Origin of the sequence: Stenotrophomonas maltophilia (assembly GCF_006974125.1) — a bacterium.
Lineage (GTDB): Bacteria > Pseudomonadota > Gammaproteobacteria > Xanthomonadales > Xanthomonadaceae > Stenotrophomonas > Stenotrophomonas maltophilia_O.
In genome coordinates this window covers 679,553-700,464 of the sequence record NZ_CP037858.1, presented here as the reverse complement: position 1 = coordinate 700,464, position 20,912 = coordinate 679,553, and the positions used below count along the sequence as shown (strand labels likewise).

The following is a 20,912-nucleotide window of genomic DNA, read 5'->3' as shown; positions in this document are numbered from 1 at the left end:
CCGGTGCTTTACGTACGACGCGTGGCGCCCTGTGGCGCCGACATGGAAACCCAACGTAAGGACACTACATGCGAATCGTTCCCTTGAGGGCCCGGCACGCGGCTGCCCGCTGCAATGCATCCGCGCGCCGTCTGCCGCCGCTCTGGCTGCTGTCACTTGGACTAGCCGCAGCGTCGGCACAGGCTCAGGAGGCAGCGGTACCCGTCGGGGAGGCGCCCCTTGCTGCCGGGGCGCCCGTTGCCCCGCCTGCAGGGGCGGCGCCCGCTGCAGCACCCACGGCGGCCCATGCCGTTGTCGCTGCGCCGGCTCCCGAAGTACCAGTTGCCGTGACACCTCCTGCGGCACCTGGGGTGGACGCGCAGCCGGTGCCGTCTGCGGAACCGGCGCCCGTGCCCGTTGTGCTCGCAGTGGCTGCGCCTGTGGCTGCACCGCCTGCCGCCGTCGAGCCAACCGTTCCGGCGATGGCACCCGCACCGCCCGCATTGGCCATCGTGCCGTTGCCGCCCGAGCAGGCGACCGAGCGTGCGCTCGGTGCCCGTTGTCCGGTGGATCTGGCCGGGCGACTGGCGGCCCAGGGCGAGCTGCTGATCGGCGCCTGCCAGGGCACGATGCCGGCGCATCTGGCCGCGCTGCTGGTCGCGCTGCCCCAGCAGGACATCCACCTGCCGCGCAGCTGGCGCGAGCGTGAGGTGCGGCAGAAGACGTGGTTCAAGGCGGTGCCGGGCTATGGCCAGCGCCCGGACTTCATCGTGCGGATGGGCGACATCTGGGTGCGCTCGCTGGAAGGGCGCGACGTCGGCAGCACGTTCTATCTGGTGTCAGCGCCGTTCACCTGCAGCGATCAGGTCGCCAACCGTGATGAGTACGGCGCGGAGCCGGTCCGCGTGCCAGCGGGGGATTGCCGCGAGGCCTATGTGGCCCAGCGTGTGTATCAGGTCCGCGGCGATGCCGCACCGCGGGATGTAACGGCCGAGGCCATGCCGGCCATGCCGCCGTTGACGGAAGCCGATCGCGCACGCCAGCTGGCCCGCGAAGGCCGGATCACACTGGACCACAGCAAGCTGCAGTACGGCCCGGCCATGCGATGGTTCGTGCAGTACCCGGAGTCGGCGCAGAAGGGCGGTCCGCGTGCCTACAGTGACTGGAACCGCGAGCACCTGGCCTTCGTGGTCTGGACCGGGGATCGCTTCGAGCTGCGCGAGAAGGTTTCGCGCAGCCAGTGGCCCTGTGACCCGGTGGCGCCGGGGGATCGGGCCTGTGGCGGCTTCCCGGATTCTGGCCCGGATCTGTTTGTGACCGCCAGTACGTCCGCGCCGGTCGCGGCCACCAGCCCCTGAGGCGCGATGCTGAAGTAAAGCGGGAGCCGGAATGACCGGCTCCCGCGCTGGCCATCAGGCCTGCATGCTGCGGGTCTGGTTCTGCTGCTGTTCCAGCTGCTGGTCGCGCTCCAGTGCAAGGCGCTGCCCCGTGGCCTGCTGGTCGATGCGCTGGCTGCTCTGTTCCAGCGGTGTGTTCATCGCCACCGCCGTATCCACCGACACGCGAAGGTGAGCGGGGTCGCCGCCCTGGCCCTGCACCGCGAAGCTGCGCGAGGCATCGGCATTCATCACCACTTCGTCGATGCGCTTGCCACCTGCCGCGTGCATCTCCGCCGCCAGGCTACCGGCCAACTGCGTACTCATCACATCCGGCACGCGGCCGACGCGAACGTCCTGCGCATGCACGCCACGGATCGCATCGTTGAACAGCGGGTTGCCCAGGTGGTTGGCATCGTCCATGCGCAGCATGCTGGTGTGATGGCCGTTCTTCTCCGCCTCGCGACGGGCCGGCTCACCGGGTTGCAGCGGGCCACGGATGTGGTCGTACAGATCGATGGCGCCGCCCGGGATACCGCGTGCCGCGCGGGTGACGCCGCGACGCAGTGACTCGACGTCATCGCGGTACTCCTCGATCATCTTGGCGTTGTCTTTCGCCAGCTTCTGGGTTTCTGGATGTTTCAGCACCGAGCCTTCGTCGAGGAAGTTGCCCAGTTTGTGCGCGCCGAACGAGCTGGTCGCCGCAATGATCGGCCGGTCCGGAATCAGATCACGCAGGGCGTGATTGCTGAAGCCGTTTGCCGCGAGCGTCTTGATCTCATCGGGCTTGGCGTAGATGCGGACCTGGCCGAAGTGCGGCGAGGCAGCGCTGACCGGGTCAGAGGCCATGACGTGGTTGATCATGGTGTTTCCGCCTTCCGGGATGCGGTAGCTGAGGCTGACCGCGCCGTAGGCATTGAATGTCTCGCCCTTGACGTTGAAGTGGTGCGAGGTGATCTGGGCCAGGGCACCGCCGAGGGAGTGACCGGTGACGGTAACCTGGGGGGCACGTCCTCCGAATGCGGCGTCCTGCTTGGCGATATCCAGCGCACTGCGGGTCAGTGCGATGGCATCGGGTGCCTGTACGTTGGTCCGCGCCACCACCATGCCGCCATCGGTGAGGATCGCATCACGGGCGATCTGCTCGGTGCCGCGGTGGGCGACGACGATCTCGTTGGTATCGGTGCGCTGGTAGATGGTGCCCTGATAGCCGTTGAGCCGGTTGTCGACGTGCTGCAGTACCTTGTACTCGTGCCCGTTGAGGATGACTTTCTCTTCCTGGCCCGGCGCGCGCCGGCCGACCGCGCGATCCTTGTAGGCGTCATCGGACAGCGCGGCATAGTCCTGGCTGGTGATGGTCATGGGGTGACCTCGCTGGCGCTGAGGCTCATGGTGAACAGCTTGCCCTGCAGCTCGGCGACGTAGTCGGCAGGGTTGGACTTGCCGGTGGCCGGATAGTCGGCTGCAAGCGGCGCGCGCGGATAGGCCGCGTCCGGATAGTAGAGGGTGTGCGCGCTGCCTTCGGTCAGCGGCTTGGCGTCGACGAAGGTCAGGAAGCGGGTCTCGCCTTCGGCGCCGGTGGCCTTCAACATCGCGCCGGCGCCGCTGAACTGCCACCGGCAGACGCCGCGGCCGTAGTAGTCCTCATCCAGCATGCGGTCGAGATAGACGGTGCCGCGATACTCGCCGTCGGTAATCTTGCGCAGCTGCACCGGCTCCTGGCTGGTGATGCGTGCGGCGGTGCCGGTGGCCGGTTCGATGTGGCCGCACTGGTCTTCGTTGCTGACATCGTACTGGGCGACGCCCTCGACGACCGCGAAATCACCGGGGGCGTCCTTCAGGCGCAGGACCAGTTCATAGGCCTTGCGCGGGTTGGGGTTGAGCTTGGCGAGGCCGCGCCCACCCTGGGCGACATCGGCTTCAGCAGCGGCACGTTCCTGGTTCATGGCGGTCTCCGGATGGCAAGCGGTCAACAGAAGCAGAGCAAGGCACGGGATCAATGTAGGGCGCAATGTCGGCCTCCTGGAATGAAGGGGGAAGGGCGGTCGGTCATGGCGGGACGTTCCGTTCGGGGGAAGGTGCCACGGCGGGGGCATCGGAGAATTCCTCGCGGTACGAGGGCAGGCGACTACGGTCCTCGCGCGTGGTCAGGGCCTGCCATACGTTACCCAGTCCATTGCGGAGCCAGTGCCGGAAGCCACCGTGGTAGTAGTTCTCGTCGAGCAGGTTCAGGTGCACGCTGCCGTAGTCCCTGCCGAACAGCCGCAGGCGCAGGGCCGCAGGATCGCGCGCGGGGCCGGCAGAGAGCAGCACCGGCGGCTGGCCAGACACAGGATCGGCGCGCAGCGTGGGCCACGGTAGAGCAGGCAGGCCAACGCAGAGCGCGCGGGCACAGGCCAGGCCGATGCAGAGGCGGTGGCGAGGTGCTAGTGGCAAAGTGCTTCCTGCGTGCCGTTGTGGAGAGGGCGTTCCATGCGAGCCTCGGTTCCTTGATGAGAGGCAACCCGATTATGGGGCGCTGCCATGACGTGATTCCAGCGTTGGAGGCGCTGTAGTGGCGAAAAATTGACGCACCCTGTCAATTCCTATCTTATTCTGTGACATGCGTTATTGGATTAACTTGGAGATGACAAAGGTGAATCCGTGTTTTTCGAGGCGCGGCGCAGCTTGCATCCGGCCCCGCCGTGGGCACCCCTACCGTTGAAGAGCAGCATGACCCTCCGACTCCGTGCCGAATCCCCGGCCGATCACGCCGCCATCCATGCGCTCACCGAGGCCGCATTCCGGGACGCTGCGCACAGCAGCCATACCGAGCAGTTCATCGTCGATGCGTTGCGTTCGCGTGGGGAACTGAGCATTTCGCTTGTCGCCGAAGCGCAGAGCCAGGTGGTCGGACACATTGCACTGTCGCCGGTGACGATCAGCGATGGCAGCACGGGCTGGTTTGGCCTGGGCCCGATTTCGGTATTGCCCGCGTGGCAGGGGCAGGGCATCGGTGCGGCCCTGATGCACGCCGCACTTGAAGCACTGCGTCAGCAGGCTGCACATGGCTGTGTATTGCTGGGCGAGCCGGCGTATTACGGCCGCTTCGGCTTCCGTGCCGAGCCAGGCCTGGTGCTGCGGGGTGTGCCTGCGGAGTACTTCCAGGCGCTCTGCCTGCAGCCTCCGCTGGCGCAGGGCGAGGTGCAGTACTCGCCGGCCTTCGAGGCGACGGCCTGATCCGGGCCTGGCACGTTTCTGCTCAGGGCGCGCGCCAGACGGTCGGTTCGGGTTGTGGCTTTGGAATGCGATAACCGCCGATATGTTCAAGCAGTTCGTTGGTGCGGCGCTGCTCGACCAGTACCTCACGCAGCAGGTTGCGCACGGCGAAGATGGCGAACGGCACCAGGATCCAGACCAGGCTGATGCCCAGCGCAAACAGGGTCAACAGGGCTTGTGCACCATCCATGTACGCCATTCCTTGATCGAAGGCAGCCACGCTAGCACGTGGCTGCTCCCGGCGGATGTCAGGCCTTATGCCGAAGGTGGATCAGCGGATACGGGCGGCCCTGCGAATCCAGTGGTGAACGACCGCTTTCGACGAAGCCCATGCGCAGATAGAAGCCGACGGCCTGTGCGTTCTGTTCGTTGACGTCAGTACTCAGCTGCGGATGCTGGGCCAGTGCGTGCTGCAGCAGTTGCCGGCCGATGCCAGTGCCACGTACGTCCGGATCGATGAACAGCGCTTCCATGTGCGTGCCGTCGATCAGCATGAAACCGAGGGGGCGGTCCTGAGCGTCGACGGCCACGGTCATCGGTGCCTGCGGCAGGAAACCGGCGACTTCGGCATCGATCGCCTGGCGATCTTTCGCGCTGAGGAAGTGATGGGTGGCGTCGACGGCGCGGCGCCAGAGGTCGACAAGGGCGGCGCCATCGTCGGCGCGCGAGGGACGGAGGGTGGTCATATGTTCACCAAGGTGCTTGACAGGAATGCGCAGTATGAAGCTTTCCGGCCGTGCCTGCAGGTGCGGATTCATCCCGCGTTGCGATGGCGGATGAAGGGACTGTAGGCAGTCGCTTCCGCGCGCAGTACCACACCATCCTCGAAATCGCCGCTGTCGTTGAAGGGCACGGTGGGCCACTGCGGCCATTGCGCCAGGCGTTCGCGGTAGTAGTGGGTTGCTGCGGTCAGTGCCTCGTCGTGTGCCTGCACGCGCTCCGGTGCCAGCCCGGAACGTACGCCATGCACCACATGCGGCTCCATCACCTCGAAGCCGACGTAGCGCAGGCTGTACATCAACGGCCACAGCAACAGCCGGGTATCGCCTTCGCGGCCATCGACCGCGCAGGCCCGCGCCGACGAACCGGTTGTCACGCTCAGCAACGCACGCTTGCCCTGCATCACGCCATGTTCGTGACGTTGCCGGCTGTTGTACATCGGCCCATAGACCAGCACGCGGTCCAGCCAGCCCTTGAGGATGGCCGGCGCCGCGAACCACCACAGCGGGAACTGCAGAATCACCAGGTCCGCAGCCCGCAGCAGTCGCAGGTGACGCTGCACATCGGCGGGCAGCTGATCCTGTTCGGCGCTGTAGCGTTGTTCGCGCTGGGCATCGAAGCGACCCGGCTGCAGGCGCCGTGGATGGTGCCAGGCCGCTTCCAGCGGGTCGAAGCCTTCCGCATACAGGTCGACCACGTCCACCTGCAGGTGGTCGTGCCGCAGCTGCTCGGCCGCCTGCACGGCCAGGTGGGCGTTGAAGGAGCGGGGTTCGGGGTGGGCAAGCAGGATGAGGGCGCGCATGGGGCGAGGTGTTCGTGGAGTGTGCGACCATCCTCGCGGTGCCGGTATGCCCCGGCAATTACGCACCTTGAGGTAACCATGGCCTTTCCTGGAGATGTCTACGCCGCCGATTGCTCGGCGCGCGATGCGCTGGCGCTGATCTCCGGCAAGTGGGTGATGCTGCTGTTGCCGGCGTTGGCGCAGGGCCCGCAACGCAACGGTGCGCTGCTGCGGAAGATCGAAGGCATCTCGCAGAAGGTGTTGACCCAGACCCTGCGGCAGCTGGAGCGCAATGGCCTGGTCGAGCGGTGCGAACTGGGTAGCAAACCCCTGCATGTGGAGTACCACCTGACCGAGGTCGCGCGCGGCCTGGTCGAGACGCTGTCCGCTCTGGACCGCTGGGCCGAGCACAACTTCCCGGCGCTCGACGCGGCCCGCGAGCGTTTCGACGCACGTTAGCGGCGCCTGCACGGCCCCGGGCGTACAATGCGGCCCCGGCGGCCATCCTGGCCCAGGTGAAAAGCGAGAACCGCCATGACCGATGTCCTGGGTGTACCGGTGCACGACGCTGATGAACACTGGATGCGCCATGCACTGGCCTTGGCCGAGCGCGCACAGCGTGAGTTCGATGAGATCCCGGTTGGTGCGGTGCTGGTAAGCGCCGATGGCCAGCTGCTGGGCGAGGGCTGGAACCTCAATATCGCCTCGCACGATCCCAGCGCGCATGCCGAGATCGTGGCCATGCGGGCAGGGGGGAAGCTGCTGGCCAACCATCGCCTGCTGGGCAGCACCCTGTACGTGACCCTGGAGCCATGCGCGATGTGCGCGATGGCGGTCGTGCATGCACGGGTATCGCGCCTGGTCTACGGCGCCAGTGATCCAAAGACCGGTGCCTGCGGCAGTGTGTTCGACCTGCTCGGCGATGCCCGCCACAACCACCGGGTCGAGATCCACGGCGGGGTGCTGGCCAAGGAAGCGAGCACGCGCCTGACCAATTACTTCCGTGCCAAGCGCGGCAAGCCGCCGCTGCTGCTGGAAGACCACGTCGGCGAGGGCTGAGGGGCGAACGGGTATGATGGGCGCCTCTTTCCTTCACCGGTAGGCCGCGCGCCTGCCCAGCAACGAGGCGACACAATGGCGGACACCGGCGCGGCCAACGAACGACTGATCTGGATCGACCTGGAAATGACCGGGTTGGACACCGACAACGATTCGATCATCGAGATCGCCACCGTGGTCACCGACGCCCAGCTCAACGTGCTGGCCGAAGGTCCGGAATTCGCCATCCATCATCCGCTGGAAACGCTGGAGGCGATGGACGAGTGGAATCGCAACCAGCATCGTCGTTCGGGCCTGTGGCAGCGCGTGGTGGACAGCACCACCACCCTCGGCCAGGCCGAGGCGCAGACGGTGAACTTCCTGGCGCAGTGGATCCCGTCGGGCCTCTCGCCGATGTGTGGCAACTCGATCTGCCAGGACCGCCGCTTCCTGCACCGCCAGATGCCGCGTCTGGAGAAGTACTTCCACTACCGCAACCTGGACGTGTCCACGGTGAAGGAACTGGCAAAGCGCTGGGCGCCGACCGTGGCCGCTGGCGTGGGCAAGAACAGCAACCACACCGCGTTGAGTGACGTGCACGATTCGATCGCCGAGCTGCGCCACTATCGCCAGTTCATGGGCGCGCTGTCGGGCTTGCCCACGACCTGAACAACGACGCCGGGCTTGGCCCGGCGCTACCGGGTGACACGCGACTTGGTAGTGCCGGCCGCTGGCCGGCAATTCGGCGGCTTTCGTGAGGTGTATCGGGTTGCCGGCCAGCGGCCGGCACCACCCTCCGTTCAACTCCCTGGCGCTAAGATCGGCGCCATGAACGAGCCCATCCTGCTTCCCCGCGATATTGCCCACGACGCCCGCGACTGGTCCGACCTGCAGCGGGCGGTGGCCCTGCTGGAAGCGCCAACCCTGACCGCGCGCATGGCCAATCTGGTCGGCACGCCGCTGGAGTTCGCGGTGAAGGCGCTGCCCAGCTCGGTCTCCAACCGCATCCACGGTGCGGTGCAGGCGGCGCTGTCCAAGTCGGCGCAAGCGGCGCTGTGGAGCATGGACAACACCCCCGGCAAGGGCGCATCCACCCGCTGGCACAAGCTGGCCGCAGCGACCTCCGGTGCGGTGGGCGGCGCCTTTGGCTTTGCCGTGCTGTTCATCGAACTGCCGGTGTCGACCACCATCATGATGCGTGCGGTGGCCGACGTGGCCCGCAGCGAAGGCTTCGACCTGTCCGAGTTCAGCACCCGGCAGGCCTGCCTGGAGGTGTTCGCGCTGGGCGGCAACTCGCCGCGCGATGACGCCAGCGAGACCGGCTATTACCTGGCCCGCGGCTTCACCACCGACGTGATGCGCCACCTGTCGGCCGAGCTGGCCGGGCGCGTGGTGACCGGCCGCGACCTGACCCTGGGCGTGGCACCGAAGGAGGCCGGCAAGCTGCTGGCGAAGATGGTGGAGAAGGTGGCCGCGCGCTTCGGCGTGGTAGTCACCGAGAAATTCGCCGCACAGGCGGTGCCGATCGTCGGTGCCGCCGCCGGTGCAACACTGAATACCATGTTCACCGACTACTACCAGGACATGGCGCGCGGCCACTTCATCGTGCGTCGGCTCGAGCTGAAGTACGGGGAAGACGTGGTGCGCACCTGCTATGACCGGGTGGCGCATGGCGCGATCAGGATCGAGCCCAGCCTGGAGTAGATCCACGCCGTGCGTGGATGAGCCTTCATGCATGGCCATCCTTGCCTGCCGGGCACAACTGTTTTGCCACAACACGCCTGTTGCCTTTCGCAGGCGGTCCCCATTCTTGCTGGCACTCCCCCGCAAGAGATTGCCGCCATGATGTTCACCTCCCACCGCCTGGGCGCGCTGACGCTCCCCAACCGCATCGTGATGCCGCCGATGACCCGCTCGCGCGCCGCCGACGGCAACGTCGCCACCGCGGAAATGGCCGCCTACTACGCGCAGCGCGCCGGTGCCGGCCTGATCGTCAGCGAAGGCACTCAGATCAGCCAGCAGGGCCAGGGCTATGCCTGGACCCCGGGCATCCACAGCGCCGAACAGATGCAGGGCTGGCGCCAGGTGACCGATGCGGTGCACGCCGCCGGCGGCCGCATCTACGCCCAGCTGTGGCACGTGGGCCGCGTTTCACACGTGGCGCTGCAGCCGGACGGTGGCGCACCGGTATCGTCGTCGGCCCTGCTGGCTGAAGGCGTGAAGGTGTTCGTCGATCCGACCGGTGCCGGTCCGGAGGCGGGCGTGGGGGAGATGATCCAGCACTCGATGCCGCGCGCGCTGGCCGAAGACGAGATTCCGGGCATCGTCGCCGATTATGCGCAGGCCGCGCGCAACGCGCTGGAGGCGGGCTTCGATGGCGTCGAGCTGCACGGGGCCAATGGCTACCTGATCAACCAGTTCATCGACTCGCAGGCCAACCGGCGCACCGACGGCTATGGCGGCGCGTTGCAGAACCGGCTGCGCTTCCTGCGAGAGGTGGTGCAAGCGGTAGTGGCAGTGGCCGGCGGTGATCGCGTGGGCGTGCGCCTGGCGCCGCTGACCACGCTGCAGGGGGCGGTGGACGATACGCCGCAGGCGACCTATCTGGCTGCCGCACACCTGCTCGGTGAGATGGGCGTGGGCTACCTGCACATTGCAGAGGCCGACTGGGATGACGCACCGCCGATGCCGGTGGCCTTCAAGCAGGCGCTGCGCATGATCTACCCGGGCACGCTGATCTACGCCGGCAAGTACACCGCCGAGCGCGCCGAGCAGGCATTGTCGGAAGGCTGGGCCGACCTGATCGGCTTCGGTCGCCCCTTCATCGCCAACCCGGACCTGCCGGAGCGCCTGCGCCTGGGTGCGGATCTGAATCCGCCGGACCGTGCGACGTTCTTTGGCGGTGGTGCGGTCGGCTTCACCGATTACCCGACGCTGGAAGAGAGCGTCGCTGCTTGATTCTGGAGGCTGCCGGCCAGCGGCCGGCACTACCGGTGTATGGAGATGGGGTGGGTGCCGGCCAGCGGCCGGCACTACCAGGGTGCGCGGGGCAGGGTAGTGCCGGCCGCTGGCCGGCATTTCTGTCTTGGATCAGGGCTTGTCGCGCACCAGCGCATCAGCCTCTATGACGCCACCATCCTTGCCATGCAGGTACAGGTGCATGTCCTGCTGCGGGTACGGGATGTTGATGCCGGCCTTGTCATAGCCCAGCTTCAGCTGTTCCAGCAGCGTGACCTTGGTGCCGAACCAGTCGGCCGACTTCACGTAGCAGCGGATGCCCAGGTTGATCGCATGCGCACCCAGCTCATACACCACCACGTCCGGTGCTGGCGTCTGCAGCACGCGCGGGTCGGCCTTCATCAGTGCCAGCGCGGTATCACGTGCCAGCTGGATGTTGTCCTCGTAGCCGATGCCGATCACCAGTTCGACGCGGCGCGTCGGTTCGGCGGTCAGGTTGATGATCGGCGCGGCGGTGATCAGCGTGTTCGGAATGGTGGTGTGCTGGTTGTCGGCGCCGGTGATGACGGTCTGGAAGATGCGTACTTCGCGCACCGTGCCGGTCTGTCCGGCCACGGTCACCACATCGCCCACGCGGAACGGACGCAGTGTCACCAGCATCACGCCCGAGGCGATGTTGGACAGCGAATCCTTCAATGCCAGGCCAACCGCGAGGCCGGCGGTGCCGAGCACGGCCAGCAGCGGGGTGATCTGCACGCCCAGCGTCCCAATGGCCAGCACTACCACGATGACCAGCGACGCGGCATACACCACATTGCGCAGGAAGCTGCCCAGCATCGGGTCCACGCCCATGCGCGCAGTAGCGCGCGGCATCGCGTTGGACAGGCGTCGTGCCACCCACATGCCAACCAGCAGCACAACGATGGCGGCCAGCAACGGCACACCATAGGTTTCCAGCAGGCGTTCCCAGTCGAGCGAGTGGAACCAGGGCCTTGCGGCGGGGGCGGGTGGGGCAGTAGCAATCATGCGGGCTCCTTGTCGAACGGGCGTGGCGCTCAAGAACGCCAAAAACTGAAAACCCCGCAGAGGCGGGGTTGCATGCGGGCAGATTATCGGCACGGCGGGATGAACGTGATGTCAGCCGCCTTCGATCAATGCGCCCGTACCCTTGAGCAGCGAGCGTAGTCCCTGCACCAGATGCGGTTCTACCGTGCTGAGCCAGAGGAGGCCGGGCACCAGTTCGTCCAACGTGCAACCGGGAGTACCTTGCAGTATTCCAGCCAATGTCTTGTCGGGCGCGACGGGTGCACCCAGCTGTGCCGGATTGAGCAGACTAAGCGGGAAAATGTTGCGGACCTTGCGCAGGCGCACCTCCGGCGGGGCGTCATACCAGATCTGGTTGCGGTCTTCTTCGTCCTTGGATTGGGTTCCATCGCAGTAGCCACTGATGTAGGCCTGCGGGCTGCGCTCGAAGGGTGGGTGAGTGACGTAGCCGAAGTCCCAGTCGTACAGGGCGATCAGCCCCACCAGGAGCTCCCGGAAGGACTGCGGTTCCAGAGGAAAGCGAGCGTCCTTGGAGAACAGAACGAATTCCGTTCCAAGCTCACGACTGGAGAGGAAATCGACGGATGCCGTCAGATCGTAGGCGGGCGCGTCACTTCCTTTGGGTACAGCGTCAACACCGAGGATAGTCAGCTCGTTGAAGCCACTGGCCAGAAGCCTTCGATGCGCTGCATTGCCCAGCCTCGTCAACTTGCCGCTCTGGCCCTTTCCGTCACACGCAAAGTGGGTGGCCTCTACTCCACGCTTTTCGAGCATGGATATAGCCAACTCGTGAAACTTCTGGAAATCCCACGCTCCTGCCAGTGGGCCGGAGTAGTTGGACAGTCCAAGTGCGAACGGGATCGTCATGGGGCGAACCTTGCCGGCAAGTGATTTTGGTCCTCCCAGTGTGCGTTGGCCATTTCAGGGCGCCTACTGGAATAGTTGCAAATGGCGCATCGGCCCCGATTGATCCTCCCCAAAACAGAAACCCCGCCGAGGCGGGGTTTCTTTATTCAGCTTGCAGCTGTATCAACCGTTGGCCTTCAGCTTGGCCAGGCGCAGCCAGGTATCGACCACGGTATCCGGGTTCAGCGACACCGACTCGATGCCTTCCTGCATCAGCCATTCGGCCAGATCCGGATGATCGGACGGCCCCTGGCCGCAGATGCCGACGTACTTGCCCTTGGCACGTGCTGCCTTGATGGCCATCGACAGCAGCTTCTTCACCGCCGGGTTACGTTCGTCGAACAGGTGCGCGACGATCGACGAGTCGCGGTCCAGGCCCAGGCTCAGCTGGGTCAGGTCGTTGGAGCCGATCGAGAAGCCGTCGAAGATTTCCAGGAACTCATCAGCCAGCAGTGCGTTGGACGGCACTTCGCACATCATGATGATCTTCAGGCCGTTCTCGCCCTGCTTCAGGCCGTTCTGTTCCAGCACCTCGATGACCTTGCGGCCTTCTTCCAGGGTGCGCACGAACGGAATCATGACCCACAGGTTGTCCAGGCCCATTTCGTTGCGCACGCGCAGCACGGCCTTGCATTCCAGCGCGAAGGCGGCCGAGAAGCTCGGGTCGACGTAACGGCTGGCGCCGCGGAAGCCGATCATCGGGTTCTCTTCGTGCGGCTCGTAGTTGCTGCCGCCGATCAGGTTGGCGTATTCGTTGGACTTGAAGTCCGACAGGCGCACGATCACGGCGTTCGGTGCAACCGAGGCGGTGAGGGTGGCGATGCCTTCAGCCAGGCGGTCCACATAGAAGCCGACCGGATCGGAATAACCGGCGATCTTCTCGTCGATCTTCTTCTTGGTCGCCGCATCCTGACGGTCGTATTCCAGTAGCGCGTTCGGGTGGATGCCGATGTGGCTGGCGATGATCATTTCCAGGCGGGCCAGGCCGATGCCGGCGTTCGGCAGCTGGCCGAAGTCGAAGGCACGTTCCGGGTTGGCCACGTTCATCATGATCTTCAGCGGTGCCGGCGGCATGTTGCCCAGATCGGTGGTGGTGCGCTCGAAGCCGAGCTTGCCTTCGTAGATGAAGCCGGTATCGCCTTCAGCGCAGCTGACGGTGACCAGCTGGCCATCTTCGATCACCTTGGTGGCGTTGCCCGAACCGACCACGGCCGGCACGCCCAGCTCGCGCGCGATGATCGCGGCGTGGCAGGTACGGCCGCCACGGTTGGTGACGATGGCAGAAGCGCGCTTCATCACCGGCTCCCAATCGGGATCGGTCATGTCGGCGATCAGCACGTCGCCCGGCTGCACGCGGTTCATGTCGTCCAGCGTCTTGACCACGCGGGCCACGCCCGAACCGATCTTGGCACCGACGGCGCGGCCTTCGGCCAGCACGTTGCCGCCCTTTTCGGTCAGCGCGAAGCGCTCGATCTGGGTGGCGTGGCTGCGCGACTTCACCGTTTCCGGGCGCGCCTGCACGATGAACAGCTTGCCGCTGACACCGTCCTTGGCCCACTCGATGTCCATCGGGCGGCCGTAGTGCTTTTCGATGACCAGGGCCTGCTTGGACAGTTCCTGCACGTCCTCGTCGCTGATCGAGAAGGTGGTGCGCAGTTCGGCCGGGGTATCTTCGATCCTGACGCGCTCACCCGGAACATCCGAGTACACCATGCGGATCGCCTTGCTGCCGAGCGAGCGGCGCAGGATCGCCGGCTTGCCGGCCTGCAGGGTGGGCTTGTAGACGTAGTACTCGTCCGGGTTGACCGCGCCCTGCACGACCATTTCGCCCAGGCCGAACGAAGAGGTGACGAACACCACGTCGCGGAAGCCGGACTCGGTGTCCAGGGTGAACAGCACGCCGGAAGAACCGACGCCGGAACGCACCATCAGCTGCACGCCGGCGGACAGGAACACGTCCTCATGCTTGAAGCCGTGGTGCACGCGGTAGGCGATGGCACGGTCGTTGTACAGCGAGGCGAACACTTCCTTGACCTTGTGCACGACATCGTCGGCACCGGTGACGTTGAGGAAGGTTTCCTGTTGGCCGGCGAAGGAGGCATCCGGCAGATCCTCGGCGGTGGCCGAGGAACGCACGGCTACGGCCACGTCGCCGCCGCCGTTGTCGGCGCTCAGCTTGGCGTATGCGGTGCGGATGTCCTGGTCCAGCTGCGGCTGCAGCGGAGCGTCGATCACCCAAGAGCGGATTTCCTTGCCCGCGGCGGTCAGCGCGTTGACGTTCTCGACGTCCAGCTTGGCCAGCTTGTCGAAGATGCGCTTGGACAGGTCGTTGTGCGCGATGAAGTCCTTGAAGGCTTCAGACGTGGTCGCATAACCTCCGGGAACGGAGACGCCCAGACCGGCCAGGTTGCCGATCATCTCGCCCAGCGACGAATTCTTGCCGCCTACGCGGGCCAGGTCGGCCAGACGCAGTTCGTGCAACCACAGGATGTTCTCGTTCAAGCGCGATGCTCCGTTTGGCCATCGCCCGAGGCGGGCTGAGTGGCCGCGTCCGTAGGAAGAAGCCGATATGATGCCGGGCAGACCGCTGTCGGCACAAGCTTGTGTTGGCGGCCCTTTTAGGCTTCGTAGGGGGTAAAAGCGCGCATGTCGACCATCCGTCCGGTGTTCTACGTTTCCGATGGAACCGGTATCACCGCTGAAACCATTGGGCATAGCCTGCTCACCCAGTTCTCCGGGTTCAGCTTCATTACCGACCGCATGTCGTTTGTCGACGACCCCGAAAAAGCGCGTGAAGCCTGCGCCCGGATCCAGGCGGCGGGGGAGCGGTACCAGGTCCGGCCGATCGTGGTGAACTCCTGCGTGGACCAGAGCCTGAGCCTGATCCTGGCCGACAGCGGTGCGCTGATGCTGGATGTGTTCGCACCGTTCATCGAGCCGCTGGAGCGTGAACTGGCCAGCCCGCGCCTGGCCCGGGTCGGCCAGGCCCACGGCATGGTCGATTTCGACACCTACCACCGCCGCATCAACGCGATGAACTTCGCCCTGACCCATGACGATGGGATCGCGGTGAACTACGACGATGCCGACGTGATCCTGGTGGCGGTGTCGCGCGCCGGCAAGACGCCCACCTGCATCTACCTGGCCCTGCATTACGGGGTGCGCGCGGCCAATTACCCGCTGACCGACGAAGACCTGGAAAGCGACCGCCTGCCGCCGCGCCTGCGCAACTACCGGCGCAAGCTGTTCGGCCTGACCATCGACCCGGACCGCCTGCAGCAGATCCGCCAGGAGCGCCGCCCGAACTCGCGCTACGCCAACCTGGACACCTGCAAGCGTGAGGTGGCTGCGGCCGAGGTGATGTTCCAGATGGAGCGGATCCCGACCCTGAGCACCACCCATACCTCGATCGAGGAGATCTCCAGCAAGGTGCTGGCCACGCTGGGGCTGCAGCGCGAGCTGTATTGAGGCGCGCGCCACGTTCGCCGGGCATGGCCCGGCGCTACCAGTGGATGCTGCGCGCTGTAGAGCCGAGCCCACGCTCGGCTGCTCTTCGGCCAGAACCCGGTGGCCCAGCCGAGCATGGGCTCGGCTCTACAGGGGGATCACAGTCGGTGGCTTGGCTGTGGCTCGAACCGCCCCCACGTTGAAGCACCAACGTGTAGGATCGACCCATGGCCCGAGCCTTGCCCCGTACCGAACGCATTCCCCGCCTGAGCCGGTTGAGCTGGCTCATGGGCCTGTACGCGGAAAACTACCGCCATCTGGTGCGCCTGTTCGAACCGGCCGGACTGGCGGCGGGCAGCTACATTTCCTCGATCGGCGACGGCCTGGATGTCCGCCTGGACGTGATCGAGTGCCACCGCTACACGGTGGAGCTGCGTCTGACCTACGACCTGGCCGATCCGGTCACCGGCGAGCCCGATCCGTCGGCCTATGTGCGCCTGTACCGTGACGCCCGCCAGGCCGAGACCACCCATTGCTACGTCGGTCGCCGCTGGCAGGACACCATGGGCCTGTACCCGCCGCCGGCGGAGCTGATCAGCCACCGCATGCGGATGAACACCTTCCTCGGCAAGTGGTTGGAATACCTGGCCGAGCGCGGCCACGGCGTGGCCACCCTGCGCCGTGATCCCGAGGGCGCAGGCGCGCCCGCCGAACGCCGCCTGTCGCTGGTGCGCTGATCGGCCATAATCCACGGCTGACCTGCTGCTGGATGCATGCCCCATGCCGTATACCCCGATCGTCGCCACCCTGGGCTACGTGCTGTCGCCTGATCGTCGCCAGGTGCTGATGATCCATCGCAATACCCGCCCCGGTGACCACCACCTGGGCAAGTACAACGGGCTGGGCGGCAAGATCGAACCGACCGAAGACGTCGCGGCTGGCATGCGCCGCGAGATCGCGGAGGAAGCCGGCATCCACTGCACCGGCATGCGCCTGCGCGGCACCATCAGCTGGCCGGGTTTCGGCAAGCACGGCGAGGACTGGCTGGGCTTCGTGTTCGTCATCGATGGATTCGAGGGCACCCCGCACGGTGGCAACCACGAAGGCACGCTGGAGTGGGTGGACCTGGACAAGCTGGACACGCTGCCGATGTGGGAGGGCGACCGCAACTTCCTGCCACTGGTGTTCGACGCCGACCCACGCCCGTTCCACGGCGTGATGCCGTACAAGGACGGCCGCATGGTCAGCTGGTCCTACAGCCGGCTGTAACCCGGCGAATCGGGTGGGGGGGCGATCTTTCGGGTGGGGATCAACCTTTCGGGTGGGGATCAACCTTTCCGGTGGGTGCCAACCTTGGTTGGCACGCTCTTCTGGCTTATTAATACCCGGGCAATATTGACGAATACAAATTACCCGGGCAATATTCGGGCATCGCCTCTGATGTCATTGCCATGCCTGCGTCCCGACTCCCTCCCTTCAGTTGCTTCGACGGCCACCGCCTGGTCGCTTCCGGTACACCGGAAGTGGCTGCGCTTGCGCTGAAACAGCTGCGCGCCGGCAACGCTGCCGGTCCGCTGCTCGTGTTCGACAACGCTACCGGCCGCACCCGTGATTTCGATACGCGCGGTAGCGACGCAGAACTGCTGGCGCGGGTCATCGAAGCGTTTCCCGCCGCCGTCGAGGCGGATGCCGACGTCACTGCCGAAGATGTGCCGGCAACGCCGCGTGGCCGTGGCCGCCCCAAGCTGGGCGTGGTCGCCCGCGAAGTGACCCTGCTGCCGCGCCACTGGGCGTGGCTGGCCGAGCAGCCCGGCGGGGCCTCGGTAGTGCTGCGCAGGCTGGTGGAGGCGGCCAGCCGTGCTGGTGCGGACAAGGACCGGCAGCGCCGCCACAGCGAGCGTGCCTATCACTTCCTGCAGACCATCGCCGGAGACCTGCCAGGTTTCGAGGAAGCGATCCGTGTCCTGTTCGCGCACGACCGGGCGGGCCTGGAAATGGCGTTGCGCAGCTGGCCCGGGGATGTGCGCAATCACGCCCTGCGCCTGGCCTTCGATGATTCTTCGGACCACGCAGACGACTGAGCCACCGCGCCGTTGCTGAGCGGCGGCGCCACCTGACCGCGGGCCACGGCCTGCTTTCCCTGTGCTTGCTTTGCTGGCGGAAACGCCGGGCAGGGCAGCGCCTTGCCCAGAGAACCCCATGGACACCCCCGCACATCCCATCCCTCCGGTCGCGCCGCCCCTCTGGCGCACCTATCTGACCCTGCTGCTGCCGATGCTGCTGACCAACGCATTGCAGCTGGCCGCAGGCACGCTGGACAACATCTACCTCGGCCATCTGCTGGGTACGCAGGCGGTGGCCGCCGCCGCAGCGTTCTTCCCTGTCTTCTTCCTGCTGTTGGCCCTGGTAATGGGTCTGGCGACCGGTGCGATGGTGCTGATCGGCCAGGCCTGGGGCGCGGGCCGGCCGCAACAGGCTCGCGCGGTGGCCGGCAGTGCGGTGGCACTTGTCCTGCTGTTGTCAGTGCTGGTGATGGCGGTGGGCGGCGGTTTCGCGCCACAGCTGCTGGCAGCACTGGGCACGCCAGCGCCGATCCTCGGCGAATCCATCGTCTATGCCCGTGTTCTGCTGCTGGCTGCACCGGCGTTCTTCCTGCTGTGGCTGGCCACTGCGGTGAGCCGTGCGGTGGGCGATGCCAAAACGCCGCTGCATGCGCTGCTGCTGGCCACGGTGGTCGGCCTGCTGTGCACGCCGCTGCTGATCCTGGGCTGGGCCGGCCTGCCGCAGCTGGGCGCGGCCAGTGCGGCAGTCTCGGCGGCGCTCGCCTCGCTGCTGGCCCTGGCCTGGCTGATGTGGCGGTGGCAGCGGATGGGTCACCCGTTGGCACCGGGGCATGAGTTGCTGCAAGCCATCCGCTTTGATGGCGCGATCATTCGTTCGATGCTGCGCATCGGCGTACCTTCATCGCTGCAGATGCTCAGTCTGGCCGTTGCCGAGATCGTGTTGCTCGGCTGGATCAACCGCTATGGCTATACCGCCACGGCAGCCTATGGTGCGGTCAACCAGTTGATGAGCTGGGTGCAGCTGCCGGCCATGTCGCTGGGCATCACCGCCACCATCCTCGCCGCGCATGCGATGGGGGCAGGGCGTGCGGCACGATTGCCCGCCATTGCCCGCACCGGCGTGATGCTTGGACTGGTGATGCTGTGCGGGGTGGTGATGCTGGTTGTGGCGCTGGCGCCCTGGCTGAGCGGCCTGATCCTGGCGGCGACCGACGTGCGCGAACTGGCCGCGTTGCAGTTGCGCACCGTGGTGTGGGGCGTGTTGGCGATGGGTATCAGCGCGGTGCTGGTCGGGGTGATGCGCGGTAGCGGCACGGTATGGCTGCCAGCGTTGCTGGGCATGGTGGCGGTATTGCTGCTGGAGCTGCCGCTGGCGATGTGGCTGCAGTCCCGGTACGGTCTGGCCGGGCTGTGGTGGGCGTGGCCGCTGGGACTGGTGGCGATGCTGGTGATGCAGGTGTTGTGTTTCGCGCGTTGGCGACGGATGCGGGCGGGGTAGTGCCGGCCGCTGGCCGGCAATCCGGAATGTCCGAGGCAGCCGGCCAGCGGCCGGCTCTACCACTCGGTCGGATCGCATCCGGTGCGGTGGCTACGCTGGGCCTGGCCGCTGGTGATGCAGGCGTTGTGTTTCGCTCGCTGGCGACGGATGCGGGCGGGGTAGTGCCGGCCGCTGGCCGGTAATCCGGAATGTCCGAGGCAGCCGGCCAGCGGCCGGCTCTACCACTTCAGCGCCGATGCGCCAGCAGCAGGTGGAAATGCTTCTCCCGCGTCTGCCCGTCATTGCCGGCGGCGGTTTCGCGATGGCTGCGCCAGGCCGAGACGTGGAAGCCCGATACCCGCAGCGCCAGCTCCACCGCGTCCAGCTCATGCAGCTGGAAGTCGGCGGCGAATGGCAGACCGCGCATGAAGCTGGCATCGCCGAACGCCAGGCACAGCCGGCCTCCCCGGTGCAGTACGCGCGCCAGCTCGTCCAGCACCGGGGCCAGGTTCGGCCAGAAGTACAGGGTGTTGACCGCCAGTGCGGCATCCATGGACGCCTCGTCCACCGGCAGCGCATGGGCATCGCCAAGCCGCATTGCCGCCCGGTCGCCCAGGCCGGCGCTGGCCAGCCGCTGGTTGCCGGCCTCGACCATGGCCGTGGACAGCTCGATGCCGAGATAGTGGCTGCCGCTGGCCTGCAGCATCAATGGCGCGAAGGCCGCATTGCCTGGGCCGATCTCCAGGACCCGTTCGCCGGTGCCGACGGCCAGCAGCCCGATTGCAGCGTGGTTGAGCGTGGCGTTGCTGCGGTTCATCGAGTCGGCCACCGCCAGCGCGGCGTCGCCATGGGGCTGCCGCAGCTGCGCGGCCAGGGTGGAAGCATCCAGCATCGTCGTCGTCCATCGAAGAGATTCGGACGTGGCGGCGGCGGGTCCGCCGGTGACCATAACGCTGACCTTGCGGCTTGGGAAGTAGGAAAACCCCGCTGCAGGGTGATGAGGAAATGTCCAGCGTCGCAGTCGGTGAGATCTGGTTGTCCACAGGGGGTGTGGATTACGCGTGGGCAACTTTGTGGATAAGCCGCGACAGGCGCCACCCCCCTAGGCTGTCAAGATGGGTGGCGAAAAATTCACCGCTGGTGAGGATAGGTGAGGGCATGGTGAAGAATCGGCCTGGCGGGCGCTGTCACCCATGGCGGTGCTCGCGGTAACCTGTGGGCCTTGATGCTCCGTGAGACCCCATGAAACGTCACTTCTCGATGCTGCGCGAATTCCAGCTGGCCGACTGGTTCACCCTGGCCAATGCTTTCTGCGGCACCGGTGCGGTGTTCGCCGCGATGCGTTTCCTGCAGGACGGCGAGCGCGGCTACCTGCTGTTCGGCATGGCGCTGATCCCGCTGGCCTTCATTTTCGACGCCCTTGACGGGCGCATCGCGCGCTGGCGCAAATCCAGCTCCACCCTGGGGCGCGAGCTGGACTCGCTGTCGGACGTGATCTCCTTCGGCGTGGCGCCGGCGGCGCTGGCCTATGCGTGCGGCATGCAGGGCGGCTGGGACTGGCTGGTGCTGAGCTACTTCGTGTGCTGCGGCGTCAGCCGCCTGGCGCGCTACAACGTCACCGCCGAGGCGCTGGCCGGCGACGAGGGCAAGGTCAAGTATTTCGAGGGCACTCCGATCCCGACCAGCCTGGTGCTGGTGATCGTGCTGGCGATCGCCGCCGGTACCGATGCCATCGGCCAGGACCTCTGGTTTGGCCAGTGGCAGATCGGCCCTTGGCAGCTGCACCCGATGGTGCTGCTGTTCGCCCTTTCCGGGTCGCTGATGATCAGCAAGACCCTGCGCATTCCCAAGCCATGAGCCAGCCC

At 66.3% G+C, this 20,912-nt stretch carries 23 protein-coding genes; 13 read left to right on the top strand and 10 right to left on the bottom strand.

Annotated features, from left to right (window positions below):
• Window positions 1-68: 68 nt before the first annotated feature.
• On the top strand, window positions 69-1,337 hold the full coding sequence (locus tag EZ304_RS03240; protein WP_428999713.1) for a hypothetical protein: 1,269 nt from the start codon (window positions 69-71) through the stop codon (window positions 1,335-1,337).
• Window positions 1,338-1,391: 54 nt separating this feature from the next.
• Here EZ304_RS03240 and EZ304_RS03235 read toward each other — a convergent pair whose 3' ends face one another.
• The 3 genes from EZ304_RS03235 to EZ304_RS03225 all read right to left on the bottom strand — a co-directional run bounded on the left by EZ304_RS03235 (window position 1,392) and on the right by EZ304_RS03225 (window position 3,791).
• Window positions 1,392-2,717, bottom strand: coding sequence for an XVIPCD domain-containing protein (locus EZ304_RS03235; RefSeq protein WP_142806255.1), 1,326 nt, complete (start codon window positions 2,715-2,717; stop codon window positions 1,392-1,394).
• On the bottom strand, window positions 2,714-3,301 hold the full coding sequence (locus EZ304_RS03230; RefSeq protein WP_428999712.1) for a hypothetical protein: 588 nt from the start codon (window positions 3,299-3,301) through the stop codon (window positions 2,714-2,716). Before EZ304_RS03230 ends, EZ304_RS03235 begins: the two co-directional genes overlap by 4 nt.
• Window positions 3,302-3,404: 103 nt before the next feature.
• Complete coding sequence (locus EZ304_RS03225) at window positions 3,405-3,791, bottom strand: hypothetical protein (protein WP_142806253.1); 387 nt, start codon at window positions 3,789-3,791, stop codon at window positions 3,405-3,407.
• 276 nt (window positions 3,792-4,067) lie between these two features.
• Between EZ304_RS03225 and EZ304_RS03220 the strand changes: the two genes are divergently transcribed.
• Window positions 4,068-4,574, top strand: a complete 507-nt coding sequence (locus EZ304_RS03220; RefSeq protein ID WP_142806252.1) for a GNAT family N-acetyltransferase — start codon at window positions 4,068-4,070, stop codon at window positions 4,572-4,574.
• Between the two features lie 22 nt (window positions 4,575-4,596).
• On the opposite strand, the gene EZ304_RS03215 is transcribed toward EZ304_RS03220, so the two are convergent.
• From EZ304_RS03215 to EZ304_RS03205, 3 genes are all read right to left on the bottom strand, one after another.
• Window positions 4,597-4,803, bottom strand: coding sequence for a hypothetical protein (locus EZ304_RS03215; protein ID WP_142806251.1), 207 nt, complete (start codon window positions 4,801-4,803; stop codon window positions 4,597-4,599).
• 58 nt (window positions 4,804-4,861) lie between these two features.
• Window positions 4,862-5,299: an acetyltransferase gene (locus EZ304_RS03210; protein WP_142806250.1), complete on the bottom strand. Its 438-nt coding sequence runs from the start codon at window positions 5,297-5,299 to the stop codon at window positions 4,862-4,864.
• Window positions 5,300-5,367: 68 nt separating this feature from the next.
• Complete coding sequence (locus tag EZ304_RS03205) at window positions 5,368-6,135, bottom strand: NAD(P)H-dependent oxidoreductase (protein WP_142806249.1); 768 nt, start codon at window positions 6,133-6,135, stop codon at window positions 5,368-5,370.
• Between the two features lie 78 nt (window positions 6,136-6,213).
• Here EZ304_RS03205 and EZ304_RS03200 point away from each other — a divergent pair, with 78 nt between their 5' ends.
• From EZ304_RS03200 to EZ304_RS03180, 5 genes are all read left to right on the top strand, one after another.
• The gene (locus EZ304_RS03200; protein ID WP_142806248.1) at window positions 6,214-6,573 is read left to right on the top strand and encodes a winged helix-turn-helix transcriptional regulator; all 360 of its coding nucleotides are present in this window, start codon (window positions 6,214-6,216) and stop codon (window positions 6,571-6,573) included.
• A gap of 75 nt (window positions 6,574-6,648) precedes the next feature.
• The gene (gene tadA / locus EZ304_RS03195) at window positions 6,649-7,173 is read left to right on the top strand and encodes a tRNA adenosine(34) deaminase TadA (RefSeq protein WP_099551013.1); all 525 of its coding nucleotides are present in this window, start codon (window positions 6,649-6,651) and stop codon (window positions 7,171-7,173) included.
• Between the two features lie 75 nt (window positions 7,174-7,248).
• Window positions 7,249-7,821, top strand: coding sequence for an oligoribonuclease (gene orn / locus EZ304_RS03190; RefSeq protein WP_099551014.1), 573 nt, complete (start codon window positions 7,249-7,251; stop codon window positions 7,819-7,821).
• A 159-nt stretch (window positions 7,822-7,980) separates the two neighbouring features.
• Window positions 7,981-8,856, top strand: coding sequence for an EcsC family protein (locus EZ304_RS03185; RefSeq protein ID WP_142806247.1), 876 nt, complete (start codon window positions 7,981-7,983; stop codon window positions 8,854-8,856).
• Window positions 8,857-8,994: 138 nt separating this feature from the next.
• Complete coding sequence (locus tag EZ304_RS03180) at window positions 8,995-10,110, top strand: alkene reductase (protein WP_142806246.1); 1,116 nt, start codon at window positions 8,995-8,997, stop codon at window positions 10,108-10,110.
• A gap of 132 nt (window positions 10,111-10,242) precedes the next feature.
• On the opposite strand, the gene EZ304_RS03175 is transcribed toward EZ304_RS03180, so the two are convergent.
• The 3 genes from EZ304_RS03175 to ppsA form a co-directional block, all read right to left on the bottom strand.
• The gene (locus EZ304_RS03175; protein ID WP_142806245.1) at window positions 10,243-11,136 is read right to left on the bottom strand and encodes a mechanosensitive ion channel family protein; all 894 of its coding nucleotides are present in this window, start codon (window positions 11,134-11,136) and stop codon (window positions 10,243-10,245) included.
• Window positions 11,137-11,247: 111 nt separating this feature from the next.
• A complete protein-coding gene (locus tag EZ304_RS03170; RefSeq protein WP_142806244.1) occupies window positions 11,248-12,021 on the bottom strand; it encodes a hypothetical protein in 774 nt (257 codons plus the stop codon).
• Between the two features lie 162 nt (window positions 12,022-12,183).
• Window positions 12,184-14,562, bottom strand: coding sequence for a phosphoenolpyruvate synthase (ppsA, locus tag EZ304_RS03165; RefSeq protein ID WP_142806243.1), 2,379 nt, complete (start codon window positions 14,560-14,562; stop codon window positions 12,184-12,186).
• A gap of 144 nt (window positions 14,563-14,706) precedes the next feature.
• Between ppsA and ppsR the strand changes: the two genes are divergently transcribed.
• The 5 genes from ppsR to EZ304_RS03140 all read left to right on the top strand — a co-directional run bounded on the left by ppsR (window position 14,707) and on the right by EZ304_RS03140 (window position 19,068).
• Window positions 14,707-15,528, top strand: coding sequence for a posphoenolpyruvate synthetase regulatory kinase/phosphorylase PpsR (gene ppsR, locus EZ304_RS03160; RefSeq protein ID WP_006452040.1), 822 nt, complete (start codon window positions 14,707-14,709; stop codon window positions 15,526-15,528).
• Window positions 15,529-15,734: 206 nt separating this feature from the next.
• Window positions 15,735-16,244, top strand: a complete 510-nt coding sequence (locus tag EZ304_RS03155; protein WP_099551018.1) for a DUF1249 domain-containing protein — start codon at window positions 15,735-15,737, stop codon at window positions 16,242-16,244.
• A 43-nt stretch (window positions 16,245-16,287) separates the two neighbouring features.
• Complete coding sequence (locus tag EZ304_RS03150) at window positions 16,288-16,776, top strand: NUDIX hydrolase (RefSeq protein WP_099604040.1); 489 nt, start codon at window positions 16,288-16,290, stop codon at window positions 16,774-16,776.
• A gap of 182 nt (window positions 16,777-16,958) precedes the next feature.
• Window positions 16,959-17,588 carry a DUF2239 family protein gene (locus tag EZ304_RS03145; protein WP_099552082.1) on the top strand — a complete coding sequence of 210 codons (630 nt, stop codon included), beginning with the start codon at window positions 16,959-16,961 and terminating at the stop codon, window positions 17,586-17,588.
• A gap of 118 nt (window positions 17,589-17,706) precedes the next feature.
• Window positions 17,707-19,068: an MATE family efflux transporter gene (locus EZ304_RS03140; protein WP_142806242.1), complete on the top strand. Its 1,362-nt coding sequence runs from the start codon at window positions 17,707-17,709 to the stop codon at window positions 19,066-19,068.
• Between the two features lie 226 nt (window positions 19,069-19,294).
• Here the strand turns inward: EZ304_RS03140 and EZ304_RS03135 are convergent, their stop codons facing one another.
• Window positions 19,295-19,996 (bottom strand): class I SAM-dependent methyltransferase, encoded by a 702-nt coding sequence (locus tag EZ304_RS03135; protein WP_099553111.1) that lies wholly within the window; start codon window positions 19,994-19,996, stop codon window positions 19,295-19,297.
• Between the two features lie 293 nt (window positions 19,997-20,289).
• Between EZ304_RS03135 and EZ304_RS03130 the strand changes: the two genes are divergently transcribed.
• A complete protein-coding gene (locus tag EZ304_RS03130; protein WP_049429661.1) occupies window positions 20,290-20,904 on the top strand; it encodes a CDP-alcohol phosphatidyltransferase family protein in 615 nt (204 codons plus the stop codon).
• Window positions 20,905-20,912 lie beyond the last annotated feature (8 nt).